25 protein-coding genes are annotated in these 26,186 nt (G+C 67.0%); 12 read left to right on the forward strand and 13 right to left on the reverse strand.

From position 1 onward, the window contains the following. Positions 1-109: 109 nt before the first annotated feature. Positions 110-799 (reverse strand): alpha/beta hydrolase, encoded by a 690-nt coding sequence (locus tag VHP37_17610; protein ID HEX2828176.1) that lies wholly within the window; start codon positions 797-799, stop codon positions 110-112. Positions 800-817: 18 nt separating this feature from the next. After that, positions 818-1,789 (reverse strand): tripartite tricarboxylate transporter substrate binding protein, encoded by a 972-nt coding sequence (locus VHP37_17615; GenBank protein HEX2828177.1) that lies wholly within the window; start codon positions 1,787-1,789, stop codon positions 818-820. A gap of 86 nt (positions 1,790-1,875) precedes the next feature. On the opposite strand from VHP37_17615, the gene VHP37_17620 reads away from it, so the two are divergent. Both VHP37_17620 and VHP37_17625 read left to right on the forward strand, forming a co-directional pair. After that, positions 1,876-2,901 carry a TAXI family TRAP transporter solute-binding subunit gene (locus VHP37_17620; GenBank protein ID HEX2828178.1) on the forward strand — a complete coding sequence of 342 codons (1,026 nt, stop codon included), beginning with the start codon at positions 1,876-1,878 and terminating at the stop codon, positions 2,899-2,901. Positions 2,902-2,966: 65 nt separating this feature from the next. After that, positions 2,967-4,937 (forward strand): TRAP transporter fused permease subunit, encoded by a 1,971-nt coding sequence (locus tag VHP37_17625; GenBank protein ID HEX2828179.1) that lies wholly within the window; start codon positions 2,967-2,969, stop codon positions 4,935-4,937. On the opposite strand, the gene VHP37_17630 is transcribed toward VHP37_17625, so the two are convergent. Then, on the reverse strand, positions 4,934-5,632 hold the full coding sequence (locus tag VHP37_17630) for a hypothetical protein (GenBank protein HEX2828180.1): 699 nt from the start codon (positions 5,630-5,632) through the stop codon (positions 4,934-4,936). The two genes, VHP37_17625 and VHP37_17630, sit on opposite strands and share 4 nt — an antisense overlap. A gap of 62 nt (positions 5,633-5,694) precedes the next feature. Here VHP37_17630 and VHP37_17635 point away from each other — a divergent pair, with 62 nt between their 5' ends. Beyond that, on the forward strand, positions 5,695-6,939 hold the full coding sequence (locus VHP37_17635) for an MFS transporter (protein ID HEX2828181.1): 1,245 nt from the start codon (positions 5,695-5,697) through the stop codon (positions 6,937-6,939). A 44-nt stretch (positions 6,940-6,983) separates the two neighbouring features. Next, positions 6,984-7,817, forward strand: a complete 834-nt coding sequence (locus VHP37_17640) for an alpha/beta hydrolase (protein ID HEX2828182.1) — start codon at positions 6,984-6,986, stop codon at positions 7,815-7,817. Here VHP37_17640 and VHP37_17645 read toward each other — a convergent pair. After that, positions 7,814-8,119 carry a chorismate mutase gene (locus VHP37_17645; protein ID HEX2828183.1) on the reverse strand — a complete coding sequence of 102 codons (306 nt, stop codon included), beginning with the start codon at positions 8,117-8,119 and terminating at the stop codon, positions 7,814-7,816. The two genes, VHP37_17640 and VHP37_17645, sit on opposite strands and share 4 nt — an antisense overlap. Before the next feature lie 59 nt (positions 8,120-8,178). Between VHP37_17645 and VHP37_17650 the strand changes: the two genes are divergently transcribed. Further along, the gene (locus VHP37_17650; protein HEX2828184.1) at positions 8,179-9,135 is read left to right on the forward strand and encodes a tripartite tricarboxylate transporter substrate binding protein; all 957 of its coding nucleotides are present in this window, start codon (positions 8,179-8,181) and stop codon (positions 9,133-9,135) included. A gap of 125 nt (positions 9,136-9,260) precedes the next feature. Further along, positions 9,261-10,217 carry a tripartite tricarboxylate transporter substrate binding protein gene (locus VHP37_17655; GenBank protein ID HEX2828185.1) on the forward strand — a complete coding sequence of 319 codons (957 nt, stop codon included), beginning with the start codon at positions 9,261-9,263 and terminating at the stop codon, positions 10,215-10,217. 6 nt (positions 10,218-10,223) lie between these two features. On the opposite strand, the gene VHP37_17660 is transcribed toward VHP37_17655, so the two are convergent. Further along, the gene (locus tag VHP37_17660; GenBank protein HEX2828186.1) at positions 10,224-11,084 is read right to left on the reverse strand and encodes a hypothetical protein; all 861 of its coding nucleotides are present in this window, start codon (positions 11,082-11,084) and stop codon (positions 10,224-10,226) included. Positions 11,085-11,200: 116 nt separating this feature from the next. On the opposite strand from VHP37_17660, the gene VHP37_17665 reads away from it, so the two are divergent. Further along, complete coding sequence (locus VHP37_17665) at positions 11,201-12,343, forward strand: TauD/TfdA family dioxygenase (GenBank protein ID HEX2828187.1); 1,143 nt, start codon at positions 11,201-11,203, stop codon at positions 12,341-12,343. On the opposite strand, the gene VHP37_17670 is transcribed toward VHP37_17665, so the two are convergent. Both VHP37_17670 and VHP37_17675 read right to left on the reverse strand, forming a co-directional pair. Continuing rightward, the gene (locus tag VHP37_17670; GenBank protein HEX2828188.1) at positions 12,336-13,535 is read right to left on the reverse strand and encodes a pyridoxal phosphate-dependent aminotransferase; all 1,200 of its coding nucleotides are present in this window, start codon (positions 13,533-13,535) and stop codon (positions 12,336-12,338) included. The two genes, VHP37_17665 and VHP37_17670, sit on opposite strands and share 8 nt — an antisense overlap. A 5-nt stretch (positions 13,536-13,540) precedes the next feature. After that, a complete protein-coding gene (locus VHP37_17675; GenBank protein ID HEX2828189.1) occupies positions 13,541-14,290 on the reverse strand; it encodes an alpha/beta hydrolase in 750 nt (249 codons plus the stop codon). Between the two features lie 112 nt (positions 14,291-14,402). Between VHP37_17675 and VHP37_17680 the strand changes: the two genes are divergently transcribed. Both VHP37_17680 and VHP37_17685 read left to right on the forward strand, forming a co-directional pair. Beyond that, positions 14,403-14,606: a hypothetical protein gene (locus VHP37_17680; GenBank protein ID HEX2828190.1), complete on the forward strand. Its 204-nt coding sequence runs from the start codon at positions 14,403-14,405 to the stop codon at positions 14,604-14,606. Positions 14,607-14,710: 104 nt separating this feature from the next. After that, positions 14,711-15,820, forward strand: a complete 1,110-nt coding sequence (locus VHP37_17685) for a tripartite tricarboxylate transporter substrate-binding protein (GenBank protein HEX2828191.1) — start codon at positions 14,711-14,713, stop codon at positions 15,818-15,820. A 16-nt stretch (positions 15,821-15,836) separates the two neighbouring features. On the opposite strand, the gene ggt is transcribed toward VHP37_17685, so the two are convergent. From ggt to VHP37_17705, 4 genes are read right to left on the reverse strand one after another with little or no spacing between them, the layout of a single operon-like run. Continuing rightward, positions 15,837-17,441, reverse strand: a complete 1,605-nt coding sequence (gene ggt / locus VHP37_17690; GenBank protein HEX2828192.1) for a gamma-glutamyltransferase — start codon at positions 17,439-17,441, stop codon at positions 15,837-15,839. A 47-nt stretch (positions 17,442-17,488) separates the two neighbouring features. Then, entirely contained in the window at positions 17,489-18,598 is a 1,110-nt protein-coding gene (locus tag VHP37_17695) for an amino acid ABC transporter ATP-binding protein (GenBank protein HEX2828193.1), read from the reverse strand. After that, positions 18,595-20,157 (reverse strand): ABC transporter substrate-binding protein/permease, encoded by a 1,563-nt coding sequence (locus tag VHP37_17700; protein ID HEX2828194.1) that lies wholly within the window; start codon positions 20,155-20,157, stop codon positions 18,595-18,597. Before VHP37_17700 ends, VHP37_17695 begins: the two co-directional genes overlap by 4 nt. Beyond that, on the reverse strand, positions 20,127-21,176 hold the full coding sequence (locus VHP37_17705; protein ID HEX2828195.1) for a hypothetical protein: 1,050 nt from the start codon (positions 21,174-21,176) through the stop codon (positions 20,127-20,129). Before VHP37_17705 ends, VHP37_17700 begins: the two co-directional genes overlap by 31 nt. 69 nt (positions 21,177-21,245) lie before the next feature. Here VHP37_17705 and VHP37_17710 point away from each other — a divergent pair, with 69 nt between their 5' ends. From VHP37_17710 to VHP37_17720, 3 genes are read left to right on the forward strand one after another with little or no spacing between them, the layout of a single operon-like run. After that, a complete protein-coding gene (locus VHP37_17710; GenBank protein HEX2828196.1) occupies positions 21,246-21,788 on the forward strand; it encodes a hypothetical protein in 543 nt (180 codons plus the stop codon). 3 nt (positions 21,789-21,791) lie between these two features. Beyond that, positions 21,792-23,759: an alpha/beta hydrolase domain-containing protein gene (locus VHP37_17715; protein ID HEX2828197.1), complete on the forward strand. Its 1,968-nt coding sequence runs from the start codon at positions 21,792-21,794 to the stop codon at positions 23,757-23,759. Between the two features lie 29 nt (positions 23,760-23,788). Further along, positions 23,789-24,295 carry a heme-binding protein gene (locus VHP37_17720; GenBank protein ID HEX2828198.1) on the forward strand — a complete coding sequence of 169 codons (507 nt, stop codon included), beginning with the start codon at positions 23,789-23,791 and terminating at the stop codon, positions 24,293-24,295. 19 nt (positions 24,296-24,314) lie between these two features. Here VHP37_17720 and VHP37_17725 read toward each other — a convergent pair whose 3' ends face one another. Both VHP37_17725 and VHP37_17730 read right to left on the reverse strand, forming a co-directional pair. Next, positions 24,315-25,292 carry a tripartite tricarboxylate transporter substrate binding protein gene (locus VHP37_17725; GenBank protein ID HEX2828199.1) on the reverse strand — a complete coding sequence of 326 codons (978 nt, stop codon included), beginning with the start codon at positions 25,290-25,292 and terminating at the stop codon, positions 24,315-24,317. Positions 25,293-25,358: 66 nt separating this feature from the next. Next, positions 25,359-26,186, reverse strand: coding sequence for a sulfite exporter TauE/SafE family protein (locus tag VHP37_17730; GenBank protein ID HEX2828200.1), 828 nt, complete (start codon positions 26,184-26,186; stop codon positions 25,359-25,361).

Consider the following 26,186-nt stretch of genomic DNA (forward strand, 5'->3'; position numbering starts at 1 on the left):
TGTGATCAAACTCCCGATCGTAACCGAATACGCCGTCGGCATGCAGCGCCGCCGGGTTCTTCAGAAGCTGAGCCGCCCCGACACGTCGCGCTGGCCGCATAGCGACGCTTTATTCGAGCAGCAGCTTCGTGAGGTCGTCCGGCGCGCTCAGCATCGGGTAGTGGCCGGTGTCGATCTCGCGGTACGACGCATCGAGCTCCTGCGCGATACGGCGCTGATGCGCCTCGGGCGGATTCAGGGCTTGCGTGCAGCGGATGACGGACGCCGGCCACTGCTGGTCCCAGAAGCTCGTCGGCACCATCGGCGCTTCGAGCGCCGCGATCGGGTGCGGCGTGATGCGGTCGAGCGCCCAGGCGCGCACCGACGGCTCGAGATCCTTGAACATGCGGCCTTCGGCGTCCGCGCGCGAGGGCGCGGTGGTGACCTCGTCGACTTCCCGCGGCGTCGCCCGGTTCGTGATCGCGTCCACGCGCTCGCCGGGCAGCAGCGCAAGCGCATCGACGAAGCTCAGGCGGGCGATACGCTCGCGCGCCAGCTCCGCCGCTTTCACGATCACCATGCCGCCCGAGCTCGTGCCTGCGAGCACGATGTCGCGCAGGTCTTCGTAGAAGAGGAAGTCGGCGATCTCCTGAGCGTGCGTGGCCACTGTGATGCCGGGCCGCACCGCGTGCCGCCGTTCGCCGCACCCGTCGAGCGTGGGCGCATACGCGACATGCCCTGCCGCGCGCAGGCGGTCGACGACCGGTTTCCAGATCCAGCCCCCCTGATACGCACCGTGGACCAGCACGAACGTCGCCATCGCTTGCGTCTCCTCGAGCTACTGCGGCGTCAGCACGCCGGCCTTGATCAAGCCGCGCACGCGCTCGACCTGCGTCGTCACGTACTTCGCGGCGTCCTCCGGCGAGCCGCCGACGATGTCCATGCCGAGATCGCCGAGACGCTTGCGCACGTCGGGCTGCGCGAGTGAATCGTTCACGCCCGCGTTGAGCTTGCGCACGGTCGCGCGCGGCGTGCGCGCCGGCACGGCCATGCCGTAGAAATTCGGCGATTCGGCGTCCCTGATGCCGACTTCCGCGAACGTCGGCACGTCGGGGATCGCCGGCTGGCGTTTCGGTCCTGCCACGCCGAGCACGCGCACGCGTCCCTGGCGAATCTGGGTCTCGGCGGTCGCAACCGAGGTGAGGATGCCCGCGACCTGGCCGCTGACGACGTCGATCATGGCCAGCGCTCCGCCCTTGTAGGGAACGTGCACGAGCGCAACACCGGTGGCCGCTTCGAAGATCGCCATGCTGATGTGCGGCGTGCTGTTCACCCCGGCGGAAGCCCAGTTGACCTTGCCGGGGTGCGCCTTCACGTAATCGACGAACTCGCTCGTCGTTTTCGCCGGGAAGGACTGATTGACGACGAGGACCATGGGATTGTCGGCCGCGATGGCGACGTACGCGAAATCTTCCACGCGATACGCCGGCTTCTTCAGGAGCAGCGTATTGCCGATGTTCGGCCCGACGGTCGCGAGCAGCACCGTGTAGCCGTCGGGCGCCGCACGCGCGACGATCTCGGCGCCGATCGCGCCGCCCGCGCCGGGGCGATTGTCGACGATCACCTGCCGGCCCCAGATCTCGGTGAGGCGCTGGCCGATCGTGCGCGCGATGAGGTCGGTCGACGCGCCGGGCGTGAAGGGCACGACCCAGCGGATGGGCTTCGAAGGAAAGCCGTCGGCCGGTTCCGGTCTCTCCGCCGCGATGCATGCGCTCCCGCAGCACAACAACGCAAGCCAGATCGCTTTCATCGGCATCTCCCGGTTGCGATACGTAATGTATTACACTGGCCGCCAGGAGGGCCGCAGAGCCTCCGTGATCGACGAGGAGGTCCGACATGTTGCAGCGTGCAATGGCGGTACTGTCCGCAGCGCTCATGATGGTCTGGAGCACCGCGGTCTTTTCTCAGCAGGTCAAGGAAATCCCCTGGGGTACTTCGGCGGTCGGCTCGGCGGGTCACAAGGCCCTCGTTCCGCTCGCCAATCTCCTGAACCGGGAGATGCCGAAGTATCGCTTCACGGTTCAGCCCACCCCCGGCGCAGTCGTCTCGGTGAAAGGCTACGCAACCGGCCAGTTCGAAGGCTATTACGGCGCCGACATCGCCTTCTACGAGCTTGCCAACGACACCAAGCGCTTCAAGGGCTTCAAGGCGAGCATGAAGCGCCAGCCGGTGCAGTCGTTCTGGACCTACACCGTCGAAATGGGGCTCGCGGTCCACGCGCGCAATCGGGCGAAGTTCAAGAGCTGGCACGATATCGCCGGCAAGCCGTTCTTCACCGGCCTGCCGCCCTGGGACACCCGCGCCCAGCTCGAGCGCGCGTTCGAGGCGCTCGGCATCAAGTACGAGTATCGCCAGGTCGATCTGAGCGCGGCCGGATCGCTGCTGGAGAGCGGCCGCATCGACGGGTTCGGTCTCTACAGCAACGGCGAGGCTTCGGTGCCGCCCTGGATCACCGAGGCCTCGCTCGCCACCGACTGGGCAGCGCTCAATCCCAGCCCCGACGAGATCGCCACGCTCAGGAAGGCGGGCTTCGCCGTTCTCGAAGAGAAGCCGCAGGTCTTCGGCCGCGACGTTCACTCCGACAAGGTGGTCCTGCTGCCGTTCTACTACGGCTTCCACGTCGGGCTCGAGGTGCCGGAAGACGACGTCTACCAGATGCTGAAGACCATCGAGAAGAACCTCGGCGAGCTGGTCAAGGCCGACAAGAGCTTCTCGCAGATCGCGAAGGACATGCCCGGATTCCAGAAGCGCGGCGTGACGGCGGCGGCGAACCTGGTGCCGATCCATCCCGGGCTGGCGAAATACATGCGCGAGAAAGGCGTCTGGGACGCCAAGTGGGATTCGCGCGTGGCGAAGAAATAGCCGCAGCGGCGACACCTGCGCCGGGCGCGCGCGCCCGGCGCCTTTTTCCTTCGTATGAGCTTGCCATGAGCGATCCGGCTGCCCATCCTGCGCCGCGGCGTGTTGCCGTGGACTGGATCTATTACGTCACCGCGACGTTTTTCTTCCTCTATCTTTTCTACTACTACTGGTCCGCCGAGGGCGGGCCGGTGCTGCTCGCGAACACGCTGGTCCCCGTGGCGTTCGTGCTCTATACGCTCGACGCGCTGCGCAAGAACGAGTTCCATGCGAAGCTGCCCGCTGCCGTCCAGTACGGCATCGCGCTCTTGTACGCCGTCACGTGCATCGCGATCGCCGCGTACATGAACTGGCAGTACGAGGAGATCGGCACGGTGCGGGCCGGCATCTGGAACGGCACCGACCTCGTGTTCGGCGCGCTCATGGTCGCGCTGGTGACGATCTATGCGTGGCAGCGCTATCGCGAGCTGTGCATCCTGAACCTGGTCCTCGTGCTCTATGCCGTGTACGGCAGACACGTGCCGGGGATGTTCAATCACCCGGGTCTGACGTGGGAGCGCGTGGTGACCGCGATGAGCCTCGAGATGACGACGGGCGTGTACTCGAGCCTGCCGCAGCTCGCGCTGACGCTGATCGGCTCGTTCATCCTGGTGCTCTCGGTGCTGCGCGCGTTCGGCTGCGTGGAATCGATCCTCAGGGCCTCGAAGCTGATCGCCGTGCGCTCGCCGCACGCGCTGCCGCAGTCGGCGGTGCTGGGCTCGATGGCGGTCGGCACGGTGAGCGGAAGCGGAGCGGCGAATGCCATCACGGTCGGCTCGGCGACGATTCCGGCCATGATCGGCGCCGGCATGCCGCGCACGATAGCCGCCTCCATCGAGACGGCTTCCTCGCTCGGCGGTCAACTGATGCCGCCGGTGATGGGCATCTCCGCCTTTCTCATGGCGGAATTTCTCGGGGTGAGCTATTTCGACGTCGTCGCGCGCGGCTACGCGCCGGCGCTCGTCTACTACGCCGGCGTCAGCGTTTCGGTGTACCTCCTGTCGACGCGTTACAGCGCGCGCCTCGGCGTGTTGTCCGTCGAGCCGATGCGCACCGCGGACTGGTTCAACATGGCCGCTTTCGTGGTCGTCGTGGCCGGCCTGGTCAGCCTGATGGCGACGCTGCACCTCGCTCCGATGTTCGCGGCGCTGTACATGTTCGTCGCGGTGTCGGCCGGGCTGATCGTCGCCCACGTGACCGTCACGGCGCGCACGCAAGGCCTCTCGTGGCGCTCGCTGATCGCGCCGCTCGGGCGCACCGTCGATCATTTCGCGAGCATGACCTCGGACCTGACGCTGCTGCTCGCGACGCTTTCGATCATGACGGGCGCGTTCGTGATCACCGGCGTCCCGACCAAGGTCGGCGCCCTGATGATCGACGCCGCGGGCGTGAACCTCGCCGCGATGGCGATCATGGCGTTCTTCTTCGGCGCGCTGCTGGGCACCGGGCTTCCGCCGGCCCCGACCTACATCATCACCGCGCTCGTCATCGTGCCGCCGATGATCAAGGTCGGCGTCAACCCGTGGGTGGTGCACTTCTTCTGTTTCTTTCTCGCCGTCTGGGGCGAGCTGACGCCGCCCACCTCGGTCGCCGCCGCCGTGACCGCGAAGATCGCGGACGCGCCGTTCATGCAGACGCTCTTTCGGGCGATCCAGGTCTGCGTCTCGCTGTTCGTGCTGATGGCGGGGGTCTTCACGCGGCCGGAGCTGGTGCTCGAGCCCGGCTGGGCGCAGCTCGGCGCGCTGGTGCTTCTGCTGACCGCCACCATCGGTATCACCTTCAGCATCCAGGCCCGGTTCTCGGTCGTGCGGGTGCTCGATCTCGCGTTGCGCGCAGTACTTGCGGCGTGCGCGCTGGTGGTGCTGTTGCATCCGGACCGCATGCTGGCCGCGGCCGCATGCGTCGCGGTCGGGCTCTTCGTCGCGTATTGGGTCGTGCGCTGCCGCGGTGTTCCGATCGCCGCACCGGTGGTGCCGCAGCACGCCGCAAGCCGGCGCTAGCTCAGGTAGCGATGCAGAAAAGCGGCGCTCGCCTCGAGCGCCTCGGGTCCGTCGTCGGCGTGTAGCCCGGGCCAGGCGTGCAGGCGCTTATCGGTCGAGCCCAGGGATTCGTACAGCTCGAACTGGCCGTCACGGTCGAAGCGCTCGTCGTCCCACTGGACGGTGAACAACACCGGCACCGTGACGCGCCCGGCGTAGGCCCTGAAGTGCCGGTCGATGCCGCTGCGCGTGACGCTGCTCCCCCGCATGCCCGCCTTGCCGAGGACCGCGGCGCGGATGCGCGCATCGCTCGCGACATACGGCAGCCCGAACATCGTGCCCATGGACACGCCCCAATAGCCGATGCGGGTCCTGTCGATGCCGTCCAGCGCCGTCAGCGCATCGAGGACCGCCGTCCAGTCGTCGATCATGTCCTGCACCACGTTCGGGCGCGTCCACATCGCGCGATAAGCCGGATGCGACGCGTCGGTGACCGGACCTCGCGCGCCGTGCACCGGTCCGTCGATGGCCGCGGCCCACCAGCCGTAACCGGTGAAGATCTCGGCCATGCGCAGCATCTTGGCGCTGCGCTTGTGGCCGCTGCCGCCGTGGCCCATGAGCACCAGCGGCTGCGCACCGGCGGCTTCGGCCGGCTGCCAGACCACGCCGGGAATCGCCTTGCCGCCTCGCTCGATGGTGAAGTCGCGCTCGTTCACGTCACTGCCTCCGTCCGCGGAAGATCTCGACGATAGCATCGTGCTGTAGACTGCGCCCGGCAATGAATTCCTTCTTCTCGACCATCCGCACCCATCGCGCATTCAAGGCTCTGCGCTACCGTGAGTTCCGCCTGATTTGCGGCAGCCAGGTGTTCGGCAACATCGGGATGTGGATGGACGAGCTCTCCCGCGGATGGCTGATCTACCAGCTCACCGACTCGGTCGTGCAGCTCGGACTGGTGCGCGGCATCCAGTTCATCCCGACGCTGCTGATCTCGCCGCTCGCCGGCACCGCCGCCGACCGCTATTCGCGCAAGAACTTGCTGCTCGTCTCACAGGCGATGCAGGGCCTGTCGTTCGCGGTTCTGGCACTGCTGATATTCAGCGGCCATGTCGTGCCCTGGCACGTCTATGCGATCGCGGTGGCGACCGGCGTGATGCAGGCGATCCAGCAGCCTGCGCGCTCGGCGATCGTGACCGACACCGTCCCGCTCGAAATGCTGACCAACGCCATCGGCGTCACCGCGCTGATCTTCAACGGGTCGCGGCTCCTCGGGCCGGCGCTGGCGGGCGCGATCATCGCGATGGTGGACACCGGCGGCGCGTTCGCGGTGCAGGCCGCCTGCCTGTTCATCGCGGTGGTCTGGACGGCGCAGCTCGCCCCGCATGCGCATGCCGACGGCAAGGCCATGACGGCGCGGCAGGAATCGTTCGCACGCAGCATCGTCGAGGGCTGGAAGTTTTCCTGGCACAACCAGAACGTGCGCGCGGGGATACTCACCACGACGATCGTGTGCGCCCTGATGTTCCCGTTCGTCACGCTGCTTCCGGTGTTCGCGCGGGACCTGCTCAAGGTGGGCGCCGAAGGACAGGGTTTCATGCTGGCCGCGATGGGCGTCGGCGCACTGATGAGCGCGGCCACCATCGCGTTCGCAGGTCACCGGCTCACGCGAGGCAAGGTCATGATCGACGCGTCGATCGTGTACGGCCTGGCGCTCGTGGTGTTCGCCGTCTCACCGTGGTACTGGCTCGCCATCGTCGCGATGACCGTGACCGGACTCTGCCATGTCCACGCCAACGCGCTGGTGCACACCGTCGTGCAAACGCACTCGCCGCCGGCCTATCGCGGCCGCACCATGGCGCTGTTCAACATGAGCCAGATGCTCTCCACCGCGGGCAGCGTGCTGATCGGCCTGCTCGCCGCGGCGCTCGGCTCGCGCGGCGCCGTGGCGGCGATGGGCATCGCCGGTGCGCTGGGTATGGTGATTCTGGCGTGGCTGATGCCGCGCGCGCGGCAGATCAAATAGCGCGGGAAACCGTATACTGCTTTCATCCCCTTCGGAGCTTTTGTATGACGCGGAACGATCGTCCGGCGGCTGAAGGGCGGGTCGTCGATGCCGTTGTAGAGGTCTCGACCGGACCGGTGTTCTATCGGGACTCGGGCGGCAACGGCGTGCCGATGGTGTTCCTCCACGCGGCGTCCGGCAACAGCATGACGTGGGAGCATCAGATTCCCGCCTTCCTGGCAGCCGGCTACCGCTTCATCGCGATCGACTACCGGGGCGCCGACAGGAAATCCGGCGCGCGCGACTGGTCGGATCAGATCCATGCGCTGGTGACCCGGCTCGCCCTCGACCGCTTCCATCTCCTGGGCACGGCGCTCGGCGGCGGTACCGCGTTCCAGTACGTTCTGGCCTATCCGCAGAAAGTGCGCAGTCTCGTCATCGCCAACAGTCACGGCAACGTGACCGACGAGGACTATGTCGAGATGGGCAAACGCATCCGCCCGTCGCCGCAATTCGAAGCGCTGCCCGTGGATTTCCGCGAGCTCGGTCCCTCTTACCGGGCAGCGAACCCGGCCGGCGCGGCGCGATGGCTGGCCGTATCCCGGCGCAAGTCCCCGGTCGACAGCGCACCCGTGTCGAGCGCGGCCGAGGCCGAGGCGCGATTTACGCTGAAGCCCGAAAGAGCCGTCACCTGGGCGAAGCTCGAAGCGCTCGCAGTGCCGACCCTCCTGATAGCCGGCGACGCCGATCTCTACATGCCGCCTTCGGTGCTGCGCATGTTCACGGCTCGCATGAGCAAGGCGGAATCGGCCGTCATCCCCGAAACCGGTCACTCGTCATACTGGGAAGACCCTGAAGCGTTCAATCGCATCGTCCTCGGGTTCATTGCGAAGCATTAGGACGTTTTGCGCCTCGCGCGAAAACCCGCGAGATGCAGCCGCCTGGACTCGTCGACGATCGCCTGAAAGATTGCCTGGACCATCTTCTGGTTCACACCCTGCGCGGCGGCCCACTCGCGGCGCTGCGCAAAGAGTCGCTTGCGATGCGCCGGCACGGCGATCTCGCTCAAATCGGTCTTGAAGCGCAGCGCGGCCATCGCGTACTTCGCGCGCTTGCCGAGCAGCTTGACGAGGTCGCGGTCGATCGCATTGACGGCTGCGCGCACGTCCTCTAGATTGCGGCAGTCACCGGGTGCTTTCATGATGTGCATCCCAAACGAAAAAGTATAGCGTCATCACTGAGGCCGTACGCAATTCGTCGATGCGTGGATTCCTCGCGGCAGCGCTCTTCACATCGCTCGCGCTCTCGTCCGCTGCGAGCGCGCAAAGCTATCCCGCAAAACCCATACGCATGATCGTGCCGTGGGCCGCGGGCGGGACGACCGACATCCTCGCGCGCATCTTGGGCCAGAAGCTGGGCGAAGCTTCGGGGCAGCAGATCCTAGTCGACAACCGCGGCGGTGCGAGCGGCAACATCGGCTCCGAAGTCGCGGTCAAGGCGCCTGCCGACGGTTACACGCTGCTCTTCGGCTCGATGAGCACGCATACGATGAATCAGTTCCTGTACAGCCGGATGACCTGGGATCCGGTGCGGGACGTCGCGCCCATCACGATGATCGCCAACGTCGCGAGCGTGCTGGTCGCGCATCCGTCGCTGCCGGCGAAGAATATTCGCGAGCTCATCGTGCTCGCCCGATCGCGGCCGGGCCAGCTCAACTTCGCGTCCGGCAGCAGCGTCTACCAGTTGTGCGGCGAGCTGCTGAAGATGACGGCGAAGATCGACATCGTGCACGTGCCGTACAAGAGCGGCAGCCCGGCGGTGACCGATCTCCTGGGCGGCCAGATCGAAATGCTCTTTACCGGCGCGCCGGTGACCCTGCCGCACATCAAAGCGGGGAAGCTCAAGGTGCTCGCGGTCACCAACACACGGCGCGCGCAGGTGCTGCCCGACGTGCCGACCATCGGCGAGACGCTTCCGGGCTACGAGTTCAACAACTGGTATGGGCTCATGGCGCCGGCGGGCACCCCGCGCCCGATCGTCGACCGGCTGAATGCCGAGGTCCTGCGCATCCTCGGCCAGCCCGACGTGCGCGAGAAACTTCTGGGGCTGGGCGCCGACCCGGCGCCGACGACACCCGAGAGATTCGCCGCGGTGATGAAAGCCGACGCCGAAAAAGCGGGGCGGCTCATCAAGGCGGCGGATGTGAAGGCGGATTAGCGACCCCGTGCGCCACAGGATCGCCACGTCGCCCGCCCGCGCCTCGCGCTGACATCGCTGTGGTCATCGCGAGGAACGCTGTGACGAAGCAATCCCGACACGATCGAGAAAACGGAGGGGCCGCGATGCGAATACTCCTGATGCTGTTGTCGGCGCTGTGCCTGATGAATCTCGCCTGCGCCGAATACCCCGACCGCCCGATGCGCCTCATCGTCTCGTATCCGCCCGGCGGCGGCACCGACGTGACCGCGCGGCAGATCGTGCCCATGCTCTCCGAACGCCTCGGCAAGCAGGTCGTCATCGACAACCGTTCCGGCGCGGGATCCACGCTCGGCACCAACCTCGCGGCCAAGGCGACGCCCGACGGTTACACGCTGCTCATGAGCGACACCACGTTCGGCATCGTGCCCGGGCTCTATCCCAAGCTGCCGTACGACGCGCTGCGCGATTTTGCGCCGGTCACGCAGATCACCAGCGTTCCGGTTGCGCTCGTGGTTCACCCTTCGGTGGCGGCGAGCTCGGTCAAGGAGCTCGTGGAGCTGGCCAAGGCGAAACCGGGCGCGCTCAACTTCGGCTCGGGCGGCGTCGGCACGCCGGTGCACATGGCCGGCGAGCTGCTCATGGTCCAGGCGCACATCAAGATGCTGCACGTCCCTTACAAGGGCGCGGGGCCGGCGTTCGCCGATCTGCTCGGGGGCCAGTTCCAGCTCATGTTCCCGACGCTGCAGTCGGTGGTTCCCTACGTGAAGTCGAACAGGGTGCGCCTCATCGCGATGACGACCGAAAAGCGCTCGCCCGCCTTTCCCGAAGTGCCGACGGTCGTAGAGTCCGGCATACCCGGCGTGATCGCGGTGGCGTGGTTCGGCATCCACGCGCCCGCGCGCACGCCGAAAGCCGTCATCGCGCGGCTGCACGACGAAGCCGTCAAGGTCGTGCGCGAGCCGTCGATCCGCGAGCGCTTCCTCGCCGACGGCGCGGAGCCGATCGGCAGCACGCCCGATCAATTCCGCGCATTCGTCGCGAACGAGATCGGCAAGTGGACGAAAGTCGTGAAGGCGTCCGGCATCAAGGTCGAGTTCTGAGCTCGATCAGCCGACCAGCGCCGAGTGCTCGCTGCGGCCGTCGCTCAGCCCGCGCGCTTTCATCCACGCGTAGGCGCGGTTGAAGAGCGCCGGATCGTAGTAGTCCACGTGCTTGTAGCGCACGAACGCGCGCCCGAGCTCGCGGGGTGCGAGCTCGCCCCTGGCATGCGCGGTCACGTGGTGGGCGTACTTGTAGAAATCGCCGTTGATCAGGTCGACCGCCCGGTTCTCCGCGTCGTAGTACGCCTTGCGCTGCTCGGGCGTGAGATCGGCCGCGATCACCTCGCCGCCGCGATAGAACGAGGCGGCGATGATATGCGCGCCGGCTTTCAGCCCGAGGCTGATGAAAGGCTCCATGACCGTGATCGCGCGGGCGCTGCCGTCCTTCAGCGCGCCCCAGCGCATCTGCGGCAGGCCGCCGTGCTCGATGCGGACATGATCGGCGCCGACCGCGCTCTCGAGCATTTGCAGCGTGGTGTAATGCGAGCCCGTGAGCTCCTGCACCACGATCGGCACGTCGGCCAGGTCGCGCGCGGTCTGGAGCCGCTCGTCGAACGTGAGGATCGCCTGCGCGGCGATCGCTGCGCGCAACGCGGCGATGTTCCCGCTGCGCGCGCCCCGCTCCAGGCGGTCGATGCTCGCCCATTCGCAGACGTTGTAACTGTCCGCCGAGCCGCAATCGAACATCTGCTCCTTCAAACGGCTCATGACGGGTTGGCCGACGGCATCCCGTTCGCGGTCGGCATGCGTCGCGCTGAAACTGACGTCGAGGCCGGCGGCTTCGAACAGCCCTTCCTCGATGGCGACGATGACCGGAAGGTCGAACACCTGGTTGTTCGGCGCGATGCGGATCACGGGCTTGCTCATGGCACTCCTCCCGGCGGTTGGTTCCAGTGCGTTCCCATGTCGTGCCTCCTCCAGCGTCGTATCATCGTGATCCGACGCCCCTCATATACTCCACATCCCGCACGAGGTCAGCAGCGATGCAACAAACGTTCGAGTCCGTCCCCATCGAGCCCGTTCCCGCCGACCGGCCGCTGCATCGAATGAGCACGCCGCAGGCGTGGTACGGCCCGGAACTGGCGCGCCGCCCCGAAGAGTGGACATACGTGTTGTCAGCCGACGAGTCGGCGGAGCTGCTCGCCGCGATCGCGGCGGTGGAGGCGCGCGGCCTGGACGTGACCGACATCGGGCCTGAAGCGTTTCCGCTGCCGCGGCTCGGCGGCACGCTGCGCCGCGTCCGCGAAGATCTGCTGCGAGGACGGGGTTTCAGCCTGCTGCGCGGCTTCCCTTCGGACGGGCTCACCGCGCGCCAGCGCGCCATCGGCTATTTCGGCATCGGGGCGCACCTCGGGCGGGCGGTATCGCAGAATGCCGCCGGGCACGCGCTGGGGCACGTCACCGACCTGGGTTTCGATTACAGCCAGCCGACGTCCCGCGGATACCAGACCAACGTCCGCCTGCCCTATCACACCGACGGCGCCGATCTCGTCGGCCTGCTCTGTGTGCGCACCGCGAAGTCGGGCGGCCTGAGCAGCCTGGTGAGCTCGACGACCCTTTACAACGAGATGCTGGAACGGCGCCCGGACCTGGTGCGCGTATTGATGGGCGTGACCTATCGCGATCGCCGCGGCGAGATCCCGCCCGGCAAGGGACCGTGGTACACGCTGCCGGTCTTCAACCCGCACCAGGGCCTCATGATCGCTTCGTACGTGCGCAGCGCCATACGCAAGGCGCAACGCTTCGAAGAAGTGCCTCGCATCTCAGCGGCGCTCACCGAGGCGATGGACTTTCTCGATGCGCTGGCGGAAAGCCCGGAGCTTCACCTCGATATGGAGCTCGAGGTCGGCGACCTTCAATTCGTCTGCAACCATTACCTCTTTCATTCACGCACCCACTACGAGGATCATGCGCAGCCCGAGGCGAGGCGCCACCTGCTGCGCCTGTGGCTGTCGTGCGACGACGGTCCCGCGCTGCCGCCGGTGCTCGACAACTACACCGGGCTCGATGCGCGCGGCCGTCCGATGGGTCTGTATCTCGAGGGCGGCAGGCTCACCGCGCCGCTCGTTCCCGAAGACGGCGGGCCGGGATCGTCCGAGCAGCGACTGCGCGCGACGCTTACATGATCCGCTGCGCAGCCGCCTCGATCCGGCGGCAGGCTTCTTCCAGGTTGCCCATCGCGCTGGCGAACGAGACCCGAAAGTAGGGAGAGAGTCCGTAGCCCTCGCCGTTGGGAACCGCGATGCCCTGCGACAGCAGGTAATCGGTGACGTCGCCATCGCTCTCGAGCACGCGTCCCTCGGGCGTGCGCCGGCCGAGCCAGTCCTCGCAGGACACGTAGACGTAGAACGCGCCTTGCGGCGCAGTGCAGCGCAGTCCGCGGATGGCGGACAGGCGCGGCACGATGAAGTCGCGTCGCCGCCGGAACTCCGCGCAGCGCTCGACCACGATGTCCATCGGGCCGGTCAGCGCCGCCACCCCCGCCGCCTGGCTGACCGATGACGGGTTGAGCGTGCTCTGCCCCTGCATGCGCCGCATCGCCCCGATCAGCTCGGCGGCGCCGCACGCGTATCCCAGCCGCCAGCCGGTCATCGCGAAGGACTTCGAGAGGCCGTTCACCGTCAGCGTGCGGGCCGCGAGCTGCGGCGCCACCGTGGCAAACGACACGCACGGCGCGCTGTCGTAGCGGATGTGCTCGTAGATCTCGTCGCTGATGATCCAGATCCCGGGATGGCGCTCGAGTACCGCAGCGAGATCGCGATACTCCGCTTCCGAGTAGACCGCCCCGGTCGGGTTCGAAGGCGAGTTGAGCATCAGCCACTTCGAGCGCGAGGTGATCGCGCGCTCGAGATCCTCGGCACGCAGCTTGAAACCGTCTTCGGGGCGCGTGGGCAGGATGCGCGGCACGCCCTCCGCGAATTGCGCGAGGTCCGCATACGCGATCCACGACGGCGCCGGGATCAGCACTTCGTCGCCGGGATCGAGGGTCGACATCAGCGCGTTGTAGAGGATCTGCTTGCCGCCGGCGCCGACGGAGACGTTCTCCGGACGGCATTCGATCCCGTTCTCGCGGCGGAATTTCTCGACGATCGCCGCCTTCAGCTCGGGCGTTCCGTCGACCGGCGTGTAGTGCGTCTGGCCCGCGTGCATCGCGCGATACGCGGCTTCGATGACGTGATCGGGCGTGTTGAAGTCGGGCTCGCCTTGCGTGAGCGCCACGATGTCCACGCCGGCCGCGCGCAGCTCGCGCACGCGCTGTGTCGCCGCCGCAGAGGCGGTCAGTCGGGCGCGCGCGACGCGTGCGGACAGGAATCCCATGATCTCTACGCTTCCGGACGATGCGCGCGCAGGAACGAGCGCACCTGGCGCACCGCGATCGGGATCAGCTCTTTGGGTTCCTTCCACGGGTAGGGACCGAGCTCCGATCTCGGCGCGAGCATCGCGGTTTCGTACGCCACGTCGTACGGGTGCCCGGGGCTGCTGTCGAGCAGGACCAGCATCGGCGTCTGGCATTTGCGGACGAAGTCTTTGTCCACGGTGAACAGCCAGTCGGGATTGGGAAACATCCTGACCAGGAACTTCTCGATCATGTCGGGCGTGACCTTGGGGTCGCGCTTCATGAGCTCGGGCGCCCAGCTCTTCATGCTGAGCTCGCGCATGTACAGCGGGTGTTCCTTGTTCCAGCCGACGGGCTGCGCCGGCACGGCGGCGACGATCCGGTCCGGCGCGCGCTTCACCATGCCCCAGATGTACGGCGCGCCGATGCAGTAGCCCAGCGCCATGAAGCGTTTGATGCCGAGGTGATCCATCAGGCCGAGCAGGTCGTCGACGTACGAGTCCCACGGCCGGTCGACTTCGAGCGGACCGGTCGACTGCCCGCCGACCGCATTGCGCAAGTCCGTGACGATGACGCGATACTCGTTGCTGAGCTCGGTCATGGCGTTGAACGGCGCGTTGTTCTTCGCCCACGCGATCGTGGAGTTCAGTCCGCCGCCGGCGATGACCAGCAGCGGGAACCCCTTCCCGGCTTCCTCGTACGCGATGCGGACGTTACCTCTCTCGTAGAACGGCATGGCGCCTCCTTTCCGGCTCGGTTGCGTGAACGCGCAGTCGCTACGTTACCAGCTCCAGCCCACCGGCATGCCGTTTGCTGCGAAGTCACGGTCGATCTCAAGGAGATGCGCAATGAACCCGAAGGACAAGGAACACGGCGAAGGCAACTACAAAGCGACGGCCGACTACAACGAGCGGACGAAGAATTTCATCGAGTCCGGCAAGGTAGACGAGGCGGCGCAGAAAGCGAAGCCGAAGAACCAGCAGGAAGCGCGCGAGATGGAGAAGGCGGAGCAGGAAGGCAAGTCCCACGCGAAAGACAAGCAGCAGAAGTAGCCCGGAAGCAGCCAAAGCGCCGGCGTCGAGCCGGGCCCGGCACAGAAGCTCCCGCGGTCAGCCGCGGGAGCTTTTCTTTTTCGCGCTCGGATAGCATCCACGACATGCGACACGGGCGCACCCTGGTTGCACTGGCGCTGTCCGGCTTCGCGGCCTCGACCGCGGCCCAGGGCTGGATGCCCCGGCGCAGTGTCGAGCTCGTCGTCGGTTTCGCGGCGGGCGGCAGCCAGGACCTCACCGCGCGCACCGTGGAGCGGCTCCTCGTCGCGAACAAGCTTACGAACGTGCCGATCGCGGTGGTGAACAAGGCCGGCGCCGGCGGCAGTGTCGCCTACGGCTACGTCAGCCAGCGGCCGGGCGACGGGCACACCCTGATGGTGGCGGGGACGTCGCTGCTCAGCGGCCACATCCTGGGCACCAATCCGTTCGACTACACCGATTTCACGCCGATCGCTTCGCTCTTCAACGACTCCATCGTGTTCTCGGTGAACGCGGCCTCGCCGCTGCGAACCGGCAAGTACCCGCGGCGTCTCAAGTCGATGATCGGCGTGAACGCGAGAGACGTCGAAGAGGCGGTGCAGGAGGTGAAGCGCTGGAGCGGATCGAAGTGGGCCGTGGGCGTGTACGTGAACCTGCCGATCGACTACCCGCTCGATCATCCCGATCTGCATCCGCTGTGGCGCGCGATGGATGAAGAGGGGCTGTGCTACATCCACCACAGCTTCGCCGAAGGCTATCCGGGCTATCGCGACCTGTGGCGCAATCCGTTCCTGGGCCGCAGCGCCTCGCATCCCTGGGGCGCGATGCGGGCGATGGGCGCCTTCTTCGGCGCCGGCCTACTCGATCGCTATCCCAACCTGCGCTTTGCCGTGCTCGAGTCAGGCTTCGGCTGGATCCCTTTCTGGGCGGTGCGCATGGAGGACCAGGCGAAGTACATGGGTTTCGTGGCCGAAGGGCTGAAACACACCATGCTCGAGTACACCACCGGCGGGCGCTTCTTCGCCTCGATCGTCCTTCACGAAGGCGGCAGGATGGTCAAGATGGTCTCGGAGTTCCTCGGCGATCACCTGCTCATGTTCAGCACCGACTATCCCCATCCCGAGTCGCGCTTCCCCGAGTCGGTCGACCTCGCCCTGGGCTGGAAAGAAGTGAACGCCGGGCTGATGCGCAAGATCCTATGGGACAACGCCGTCAGCGCCTTCGGAGAGCCTTGAGAATCGATTCAGCGCGTCACCACGCGTAGCCGACACCCGCCCCACCGCGCGGATCGGCGCCGCCGCGCATCTTTCCGCCGAGCGTCGAGATCACGTGCGCGCGCGACATCATCGGCTCGAAGCTGTGCGGGCTGTGCACCACCTTGTGGCCCATCGCGCGCAAGCCAGCGACGACCGCGCCCTGGATCGTCGCTTCGGCCTGGATGCCCTTCCCTTCGCAGTGGATGCGCGGGACCGTCACCGCTTCCACCGGCGACATCCCGAAATCGATCACGTTGAGGATCGCCTGCAGCGTCGCGCTGATGATCACGCTGCCGCCCGGCGCGCCCGCGATCAGCACCGGCTTGCCGTCTTTGAGCAGCATCGTCGGCACCATGCCGGTGGTGCGCGCCTTGCCGGGGGCCATCGAGTTCTTGCGGCCCGGGATCGGGTCGAAGAGCTTCATCGAGTTGTTGTAGTTGAAGCCCAGCCCGGGCGTGACGACGCCCGACGCGGTGCCGAGGGTGTGCGTGAGCGTCACCGCGTTGCCGGCGCTGTCCATGGTGCAGATATGCGTGGTGCATCCCGGCGGCGCCTGCTTCTCGTCGCCCAGGAACTCGCCGCGCTTGATCTTTTCCGCCCAGTACGCGGCGCGCTCCTTCGAGATCAGCATCGCGGTCGGCACGTCGGCGAAGCGCGGATCGCCCAGGTATTCGTTGCGATCGACGTGCGCGGCCGCCATCGCGCGCGCGACGAGATCGATGTGCCGCGCCGAGCCGTGGTCGAGCTTGCCGAGGTCGAAGTGCTCGAGGATCTGCAGCATCTGGATCAGCGTCGCGCCGCTGCCCGGCGGCGGGTTGGATCGCACCGTATAGCCGCGATACGAGCCTTCGAGCGGCTCGGAGAATTCAGGCTCGAAGCCCGCGATGTCTTCGCGCGTCACATACGAGCCGTTCTTCTGGAGGTCCGCGGCGATCTCATCGCCGAGCGCACCGTGATGGAACTCGCGCCAGCCGCCGCGCGCGATGCGCCCGAGCGTGCGCGCGTAATCGGGCAGGCGCATGACTTCGCCGACTTCGTAGAAGCGATCTTCGGGATGCAGGTACACGCGCGCGCACTCCTTCGTCTTGGTGAGCCGCGTGTAGCCGTCGGGGATTCCCGGCTGGCGATAGCGCGTCCACACGCCGGTGAAATGCGGCGTCACCGTGATGCCTTCCTCGGCCTGCGCGATCGCCGGCGCGAGCAGGTCGGCCCACGGCAGGCTGCAATGCTTCTCGTGGAAAAGGCCGAAGCCCGCGGGCGTGCCGGGCGTCATGATCGAGGTGTAGCCGATCTCGCTGCGGTAATCGTCGAAGAGGCTGTAACCCGAGATCTCGGTGCGGCCCTTGAGATCGTGCTGCCACATGTCCGGGCGGACTTTCGATCCCGCGCGGTTGTAGAAGTCGACCATGCCGCTGCGACCCTCATCGGCGCGGTAGTAATGCAACGTGCCCATGCCGCCGATGCCGCACATGAACGGATCGCTCACCATCTGCGAGAAGGCGGTGGCGATCGCGGCGTCGAAAGCGTTGCCGCCTTTGGCGAGGATGGCCGCGCCGACATCCGCGGCACGGGGTTGGGGACAGACGACGACACCTTTCATGAGATGAGCCTTTCACGGGAATCAGGTAACGCTAGCACGATTCCGGTTCACTCTGTCCGCCTCCGATCGCTGTGTTTTCCGATGCGCACCGAGAGGCGGCTCTTCCCGTTCGCGGCAGCGTAGTCGATCGACTTCGCGAGGTGCTTCACGATGGTCGATCCTAGATCGTCCGGCAGCCGGTCGCTGTCGAGGGGATTGCCCCGGTCGCCGTCACGCTCGCAGATCACGTCGAGCTCCTGCGTCTCCTCCGAATACGAGACGGTCAGGTCGAGCGGAACCTCGCGCAGGTCGGGCATGTGGATGTTGATGAGCTCCTCGACGGCGAGCAGGAGGTCGTGCCGCGTCGTGCGCCGGATGTGCCGCTCGCAAAAAGCGTCGATACGGGCATTCATCGAGTAAAAGTCGAAATCGGGCGAGTCGATGCGGCATCTGTAGGTGCGTATGCGATTCACGAACGCGCGCGTCTTCTCGCGCCGCGGGTTGTCGAAGATCTGTTCCGGCGTGCCTTCCTCGTAGATCTCCCCTTCGTCCATATAGAGCACGCGGTTCGACACGTCGCGTGCGAACGCCATCTCGTGGGTGACGATCGCCATGGTCATGCCGCCGCCGGCGAGCCGGCGGATCACCGACAGCACTTCGCTCACCATCGTCGGATCGAGCGCGGAGGTCGGTTCGTCGAACAGGATCACTTCTGGGTCCATGGCGAGACAGCGCGCGATGGCGACGCGCTGCTGCTGGCCGCCCGACAGCTCGTCGGGGTAGAGATCGGCTTTCTCCGCGACGCCCACCAGCCGCAGCAGCTCGAGCGCCTTCGCCTCGGCCTCGCGCTTCGCGATGCCTTTCAGCGTCACCGGCGCCAGCGTGAGGTTCTCCAGCGCAGTCAGGTGCGCGAAGAGGTTGAACGACTGGAACACCATGTTCATCTTCCGGCGCACTTTCGCGGCGTCGGTCCTCTTGTCGAGGAGATCGACGCCGTCCACGTGGATGGCGCCGCCGCTCGGGCGTTCGAGGCCGTTCAGGCAGCGCAGGAAGGTGCTCTTGCCGGTGCCCGACGGACCGATGATGGCGACCACTTCGCCTTTGCGAATCTCGGTGGTGACGTCCTTCAGCACGGTGAGATCGCCGTAGCGCTTCGACAGATGCTCGACGCGGATCACGCCGGCGCCGCCTGTCTGCGCCGCTGGCGGCGGTCGGTGGCGCGCTCGAGCCAGTCGAGCCCCAGCACGAGCAGCCACGCGAGCGCGAAGTAGAGCACCGCCACCATGACGAGCGGGAAGAACGCGTCGAAGGTACGGCTGCGGATGATGTCGCTCGCCTTGGTGAGATCCTGCACCGCGATGTAGCCCACGATCGAGGTCATCTTGACGAGCGAGATGATCTCGCCCTTGTACACCGGCAGGATGCGGCGCACCGTCTGCGGCAGCACGACGTGGAGGAACGTCCCCCACCTGGCGAAGCCCATCGCGACGGCGGCTTCGGTCTGTCCCCGGTCGACGCCCTCGACACCGCTCCTGAAGATCTCGGCCGAATAAGCGCCGAAATTGAGCGCGAAGGCGATGACGGCGACGAGCAGCGGGTCGATGTCGATGTCGGCGAACGCGACATAGAAGATGAGCATCAGCAGGACGAGCAGCGGGGTGCCGCGGACGACGCCGATGAAGGCGCGCGCCGGCACGCAGATGAAACGCTGCTTCGACATACGCATCCAGCAGACCAGCGCCCCGAGCAGCGTGCCGAAGAGCGTCGCGAAGACCGAGATGATCACCGTCGCCTTGAGCCCGTCCCACAACAGGAGGTAGCGCTGCTCGTGGATGACGTTGTTCCGGAAGCTCGCCGCCGCGCGCGCGAGGAACGATGCGGGCGGGCTCGCGCCGGGCCCGTCGTAGGCCGCGAGCTTCGTCCTGAGGGCGAAGACTCTCGTGCCTTCTTCGTAGTACGGATCGGAGAAGGCGATGTTCCGCCGGCGCTCCTCGGTGATGAAGAGCGCGCTCACGATCATGTCCACCTTGCGGGTCGCGGCGGCTGCGATGAGCCCGCTGAAGTCGATCATGGAGAAGCGGACTTTTCGGCCGAGCGCCGCGCCGAAACGCTCGGCGAGCTCGATCTCGAAGCCGATCAGGCGGCCGTCCTTGACTGCCGCGTAAGGCAGCGTGCCGTCGCTGATGCCGACCACCAGCTCGCGGCCGGTGCCGGCGTTGCGAAGGACCGGCATGTCGGTCACGTTGCCCTCCATCCAGCGCCCGACCATGTCGGCGTGCACGCCGCTCGCTTTCAGCTCCGCGAGGAAGCGGTTGAACTCGGTCCGCAGGGCGTCGTTCTCCCTGGCGAAGCCCACGCCTTCGGGAAAGGAGAACAGGGTTTCTCCGAGCGTGCCGAGCGTATCGTCCTGCCGCAGGATCTCGCGCAGCGCTTCGGCATCGCTCAACGCGGCGTCGACCTTGCCGGTCTTCACCGCGAGCAGGAGGTCGGCGGGCGAGCTGTACTGGAGGAGCGTCGCGCGCGGCCAGGTCTTCCGGACGTAGTCGACGTGGGCCGAGCCGAGCAGCGCGCCGACGCGCTTGTCCTTTAGGTCGTCGACGTGCGCAAGCTTGGCCGGCGCCGCCGCCGGCGCAGCGCCCGCCGCGAGCGCGAGCAGCGCCGCCAGCAGCACGAGCGATGTCGAAAAGCCGCTCAGATCCTCTCCGGTCAGCGGCCCGGCCTGAACACCGCGAGGCACTTGGGTGCATTGAACGTCATCGTCTCGACCCAGTCGACGATCTGCGATTTGTAATCGAGCTCGTGCATCGCACCGGCGAGGCAGGTCCAGTTGAGCACCTCCTGCTGGCCGGCGTCTTCCATGCGGGCGAGCGGCGTATCGCGCCACGCGAGATATTTGCCGGCGCGAAGGTGGTCGAGCATCACGCGGTCGGCTTCGAGATCGGGGTACATGAAGTAGTGCTTCTCGGTGAGAAAGCCGTGCGACCAGCTCGACGAGGCCATGAGCACGACGCGCCACGGGCTGTCTTTCAGCACGCGCGCGGTCGCCTGCCCCATCTCGAAGCAGCGCTTGGGCGACGGGGACGGCGGATCGGGCTCGTCGGAAAAGCGCGCGCCGCCGCCGCGATTGCGAATGACCGAGCTTCCGTAGCAATTCACCGCGACCGGCACGACCGGGACGTCGAAACCTTTACGGTCGAGGTCGAGATAGAGCAGCGTGTTCGCGAAGGCGTGTCCCAGGCCGTCCTCGTGCAGCGGCTTGTAGGCATACGACATGTCGATGCCTTCCTCGAGCAGCCGTCGCGCGAGATAGCGTCCGGCCTTGTGGTGACCGGGCTGGATGAACGTCTTGTCGGCGGGCTCGTCCCAGATATTGGGCTTCCCGCGCAGGCGCTTGTACGGCTGGTACTTGAGCTCTTCGTACGCGAGCACGCAGAACGGCGGGATGATGTCCTCGCGGAAGTTCTCGTACTGGTCGTCGCCCCACATCACGATGAAGTCGGGACGGAACGCGTCGATCTCCTCGCGGATCTTGCGGAAGGCGCTCAGCACGCGCGCGCGGTGCGCCTTGTGCGAGGTGACGCCTTCGTCGTCGCCCCACTCGGCGCGCATCGGCTCCGGCCAGTTCGCCGGATCGCGCATACGCTCCGGGATGCGCGGATCGGTGTGCAGCATGCGCGCGAGCGGCCAGGCCTTGTGTTCGTCCGGGACCATCCCCGGCGGATAGTGCGTTGCACCGATGCCCAGGATCTCTGCCATGGCGACCTCCCGCGTGTGGGGCAGGACATCATAGCGCCCGACGCACCTCTGCGCGTGGTCAAATAGGGCATGAAGTTCAAGCGCATTTCGCCGCAATTCATCGCGGCTCTGGGCAGTCCGGACGCGAGCTCGGGGAGCGGCGCGCAAACGTGGGGTCTGTGGCCCGTCGACCCGGGTCCCAGAGGCGTGCGCCTGCACAGCTTCGAACGGTTGAAGCAGGCCGGCGGACTCGCGCCGGCAGGATGGAAGCTCGACGGGCCGCACTGGTGGGTGGAGGAACACGGCCTGATCATGGAGCCGCCGCTGTTTCCGGTCCCTCCCGGTAAGTACCTGGTCACGGGAGACCGCGACGTGACGGCCGTGCTGACCATACATCCTGCCGACGCTAACGGAGACAGCCGGTGGACGCTCGACGATCATGCGACGCTGCACGACGTGACGCACCTGCCCTGCCGCGCGGCGCGCTACACGCCGATGAGCGATCCCTCGTGCTTTCCGGCCAACATACCGGAGACGGCGTTCCCGGTCGCCCCAGGCGGAGCGATGCCTCCGGTCGAAGGCTGCGAGAAGCAGGACTATGCCGTCGTCGTCGTCATCGGCGTTCCGGAGTAACCCATGCCTGTCACACGAGTGGAGATCGAGGCCCGCGGGCCGCTTGCCGGAGGACGATCGTTCGGCGCGAGCGGCGCTTACGAATACCTCACCGGCGTGCTGCATTTCGCCTCGAACCCGAAGCATCCGGGTAACGCGACGATCTGCGACCTGAACCTCGCGCCGACGAACCGCGACGGGCTCGTCGAGCACCGCGCGCAATTCCATCTGCTGAAGCCGTCGGATCCCGAGCCGCGCGGCCGTGTGCTGATCGACTCGATCAATCGCGGGAACCTCACCGCGGTGCCGACGTTCAACAGCGCGCCGCGCCGCACCGACGGCAATCCGGACATCGACGTCGGCAACGGATTCCTGTTCCGCAACGGTTACAGCGTGCTGTCGATCGGCGTGCAGTGGGATCCGCCGGAGTCGCCCGAGCGCATGCGCGCGTGGTATCCCGAGGCGATCGAGAACGGGCAGCGCGTGCGCGGGCAGAGCTTCGTGCAGTGGTGGCCCAACAAGCGCGTGCAGCACCAGCTTCTCTCGGATGCGGGTCACAAGCCCTACCCGACGGCCGACATCAGCGACACGAACGCAGTGCTCACGGTGCGCGACCATCAGGACGGCGAGCCGACCGTCATCGCGCGCAGGCGCTGGCGCTTCGCCAGGCGGGGCGGCGAAGGCGTCGAGCCGAGCGCCGATCACGTCTGGCTCGAAGGCGGTTTCGAGCCCGGCAAAGTCTACGAGCTCACCTACACCGCGCTCGGTGCGCCGATCGTCGGTCTGGCGTTTCTCGCATATCGAGACGCCGCGAGCTTTCTCAGGCACGGCACGACGGCGGAAGGCAATCCGCTCGCGGGCGCCATCGATTACGCCTACGGCTATGGCCAGAGCATGAACGGCCGCTGGCTGCGCGAGTTTCTCTATTGGGGCCTGAATCGCGACGAAGCGGGCCGCATCGCCTTCGACGGTCTGCTCGCCAACACCGGCAGCTCGCGCCGCGGCGAGTTCAACATCCGTTTCGGTCAGCCCAGCACCAACATCCTGCGTGCGCCGGGGAATACCTATCCTTTCGCGTACGAAGCGACGCCTGACGCAGCGCTCGACGACAACCGCGGTCTCCTCGACCGCTCGCGTGCCGACGGCTCGATGCCAAAATTCATCGCGACCAATTCGGGCATGGAATACTGGTGGAGCGGCGCATCGCTCGGACACACCACGGTCGACGGCCGACGCGATATCGAGCCGCCGCAGGACGTTCGCACCTATTATCTCTCGGGCGCGCAGCACGGACCCGGCGCGCTGCCGCTGTCGAACCGCAATCCCGACGGGTTCCTCGCGAAGCAGCCGTTGAACACGCTGGACTATCGGCCCGCGATGCGCGCAGCGCTCACCGCCCTCGATCTGTGGGTGCGCGAAGGCGTCGTTGCGCCACCCAGCCGCGTGCCGCGGATCGCAGACGGTACCGCGGTGAGCCGCGAGTCGCTGAAGTCTTCGTACACGCGGATCCCCGGCTCGGCGTGGCTTTCTCACCTGCCCATGCGGCTGCGCATGGATTTCGGTCCGCACGCGCGCGCCGGCGTCGTCCGCTATCCGCCGGTGGAAAGCGGCGCCTATCCGACGCTCGTATCGGCGATGGACGAGGACTGCAACGAAGTCGCCGGCGTCCGCTTACCGGACGTCGCGGTGCCGCTCGCGACCTACACCGGATGGAACGTGCGCCACGAAGAGATGGGGCAAGGCGGTCTCATGACTTCGGGCGCGCCGTTGTTCGGCACCACCCTGCCTTTCATGCGCACGCGAGCGGAGCGCGAGGCGAGCGGCGATCCGCGCAAGTCGATCGACGAGCGCTACGCCTCGAAAGAGGATTACCTCGCGCGCGTGCGTGCCGCGGCGCAGACGCTGGTGCGCGACCGCTATCTGCTCGAAGAGGATATCGAGCCCGCGCTCGCCGTCGCCGCGAGGAAGTGGGACGCGTTTCACGGGAGCTAGCCGCGCACTTCCAACACAGGGGAGGCACTGTGAAGCACCTGAAATCGATCGTGGTCCTGGCGGGTCTCGCGCTCGTCCCTTGCGCTCACGGCGCGACCCTGGTGACCGAACGCACACTCTCGCTCGACGGCGCGCTGGAGATCGCGACGGCGGCGCTCGCCGCTTGCCGCCCGCACGGCGTGCCCGTGACGATCACCGTGATCGATCATGCCGCCCGCACGAAGGTCGTGCTGCGGGACGACGGAGCGAACCTGCACAGCAGCGAGCACAGCTTTCGCAAAGCCTATACCGCGCTGACCTACGGGATGCCGTCGGCCGAATACGGCAGCCGCGCCGCGAAGAGCCCCACGAGCGCCGGCCCGCTGCATCTTCCGAACATCACGACCGCGGCCGGCGGCCTGCCGATCAGGGCCGGCAACACGGTCGTCGGCGCGATCGGCATCTCGGGAACGCCGGGCGCCAAGGGCGGCGGAGCGGCGGACGAAAAGTGCGCGCAGGCCGGCATCGACAAGGTCGCGAAGGGGCTGAGCGAGTGACGACCTCGTGCGCGCCCGCTCACTGCTGCGGTATCCCCGCCTCCTTGATCACGCGCGCCCAGCGCGCGATCTCGTTGCGCACGAACTGATCGAACTCCTGCCGCGTCGTCGGCGACGGCGGCATCGAGACATCCTGCATGCGCTTCTCGACCTCCGGCGAGTGCAGCGCGACCTGCATGTCGGCGTTGATCTTGTCGAGGATCGCCGCGGGCGTGCCCGCGGGCGCCATCAGGCCGTACCACGAGGTGACCTCGAAGTTGGGCACCCCGGATTCCTTCATCGTCGGCACGTCCGGCAGCAGCGGCAGACGTTGCGCGCTGGTGACCGCGAGCGCGCGCAGCCGGCCGGACTGCACCGGCCCCGTAGAGAGCGGCCCGTTCGAGATGTTGATCGGCACCTGGCCGCCGATGGTGTCGGTCACCGCCTGGGCGCCGAGCTTGTACGGGATGTAGACGATGTCGAATTTCAGCTGCAGCTTCAGCAACTCGATCGTCAGGTGCGGCGAAGTGCCGGGCAGCGAGGCGGAGTAGCTGAGCTTGCCGGGATGGGCCTTCGCGTAATCGACCATCTGCCGCACCGTCCTGAACGGCGTCGACGGGTGCACCATGATGACGTTGGGCGTCATGCCGATGCGCGTGATCGGCGCGAAGTCGCGCAACTGGTCGTAAGGCATCTTCGCGTAGAGCGACACCGAGATCGCGTTCGACGCGATGTTGGCCTGGAGCAGCGTGTAGCCGTCGGGCGCCGCTTTCGCGACGAACGCGGAGCCCAGCGTTCCGGCGGCGCCGACGCGGTTGTCGACGACGACCTGCTGGCCCCACAGCCGCGTCAGGCGCTCGCCGATGGTGCGGCCCACGATGTCCGGCGAGGAGCCGGCGTCGAACGGGATGACGTAGCGGACGGGTTTACCGGGATAGGTCTGGGCGAACGAACCGCCCGGGTGGATTGCGGCCGCAGCAGCCACTGCGCCGCACAATGCCTGCCATCGTCCCCGCATCACGCACCTCCCTGAAAGAGCGCCGCACGGTGTGAATGACCTGCGGGGACAGTGTAACCGACGGCGTCAGAGAAGGCTCGCCAACAACCGCAGCGATGCGGCGAGCAGGAACAATCCGAACGCGACTTCGAGCCCGCGTCGCGGCACAACGTGCGCCAGCCTCGCGCCGTATGACGCGGTGAAGCTCGCCACCGGCGCCATCAGCGCGAACCCGATCAGCGACACGAAGCCGAGCGAGAACGGGGGCAGGCTCGACTGGTGCGGCAGGCCGGCGGCGATGTAGCCGAGCGTGCCGGCGATCGCGATCGGCACCACGATGCCGGCGGAGGTCGCCACGGCCTGGTGTATCGACTTGCCGTACAGCGTGAGCACCATGGTGCACAGCGAGCCGCCGCTCACGCCGGTGAGCGAGGCCATCAGCCCGACCGCGAGCCCGTAGAGCCGCGCGAGCGGATGCGCCGGCAGCTCGTCGCCGAGCCGCCACGATTCGCGGCCGAACAAGAGCTTGCCGGCGATGATCGCGGCCATGACCGTGAACGCGATCTTGAAGACCGACGACGGCGCCACGGTCGCGATGACCGAGCCGACCGCAATGCCGACGACGACGCCCGGCGTCCATTGCCGCACGACGTGCTCGAGCACCGCGCCGCTCGCGCGATGCGCGCGATACGAGCGGATGTTGGTCGGCACCATGATCGCGAGCGAGGTGCCGATGCAAAGCTGCATGTGCACCGCGTCCGGAACCTCGAGCAGCCGGAACACCTCGTAGAGCACCGGCACGACCACCACACCGCCGCCGACTCCGAACAGGCCGGCGAGCAGTCCTGCGACGACGCCACCCGCGAGGATGGCGAGTGCGAGAACGAGCAGCTCGCCGGGTGAAACACCGATCAA

The organism is Burkholderiales bacterium (assembly GCA_036262035.1).
GTDB lineage: Bacteria > Pseudomonadota > Gammaproteobacteria > Burkholderiales > SG8-41 > JAQGMV01.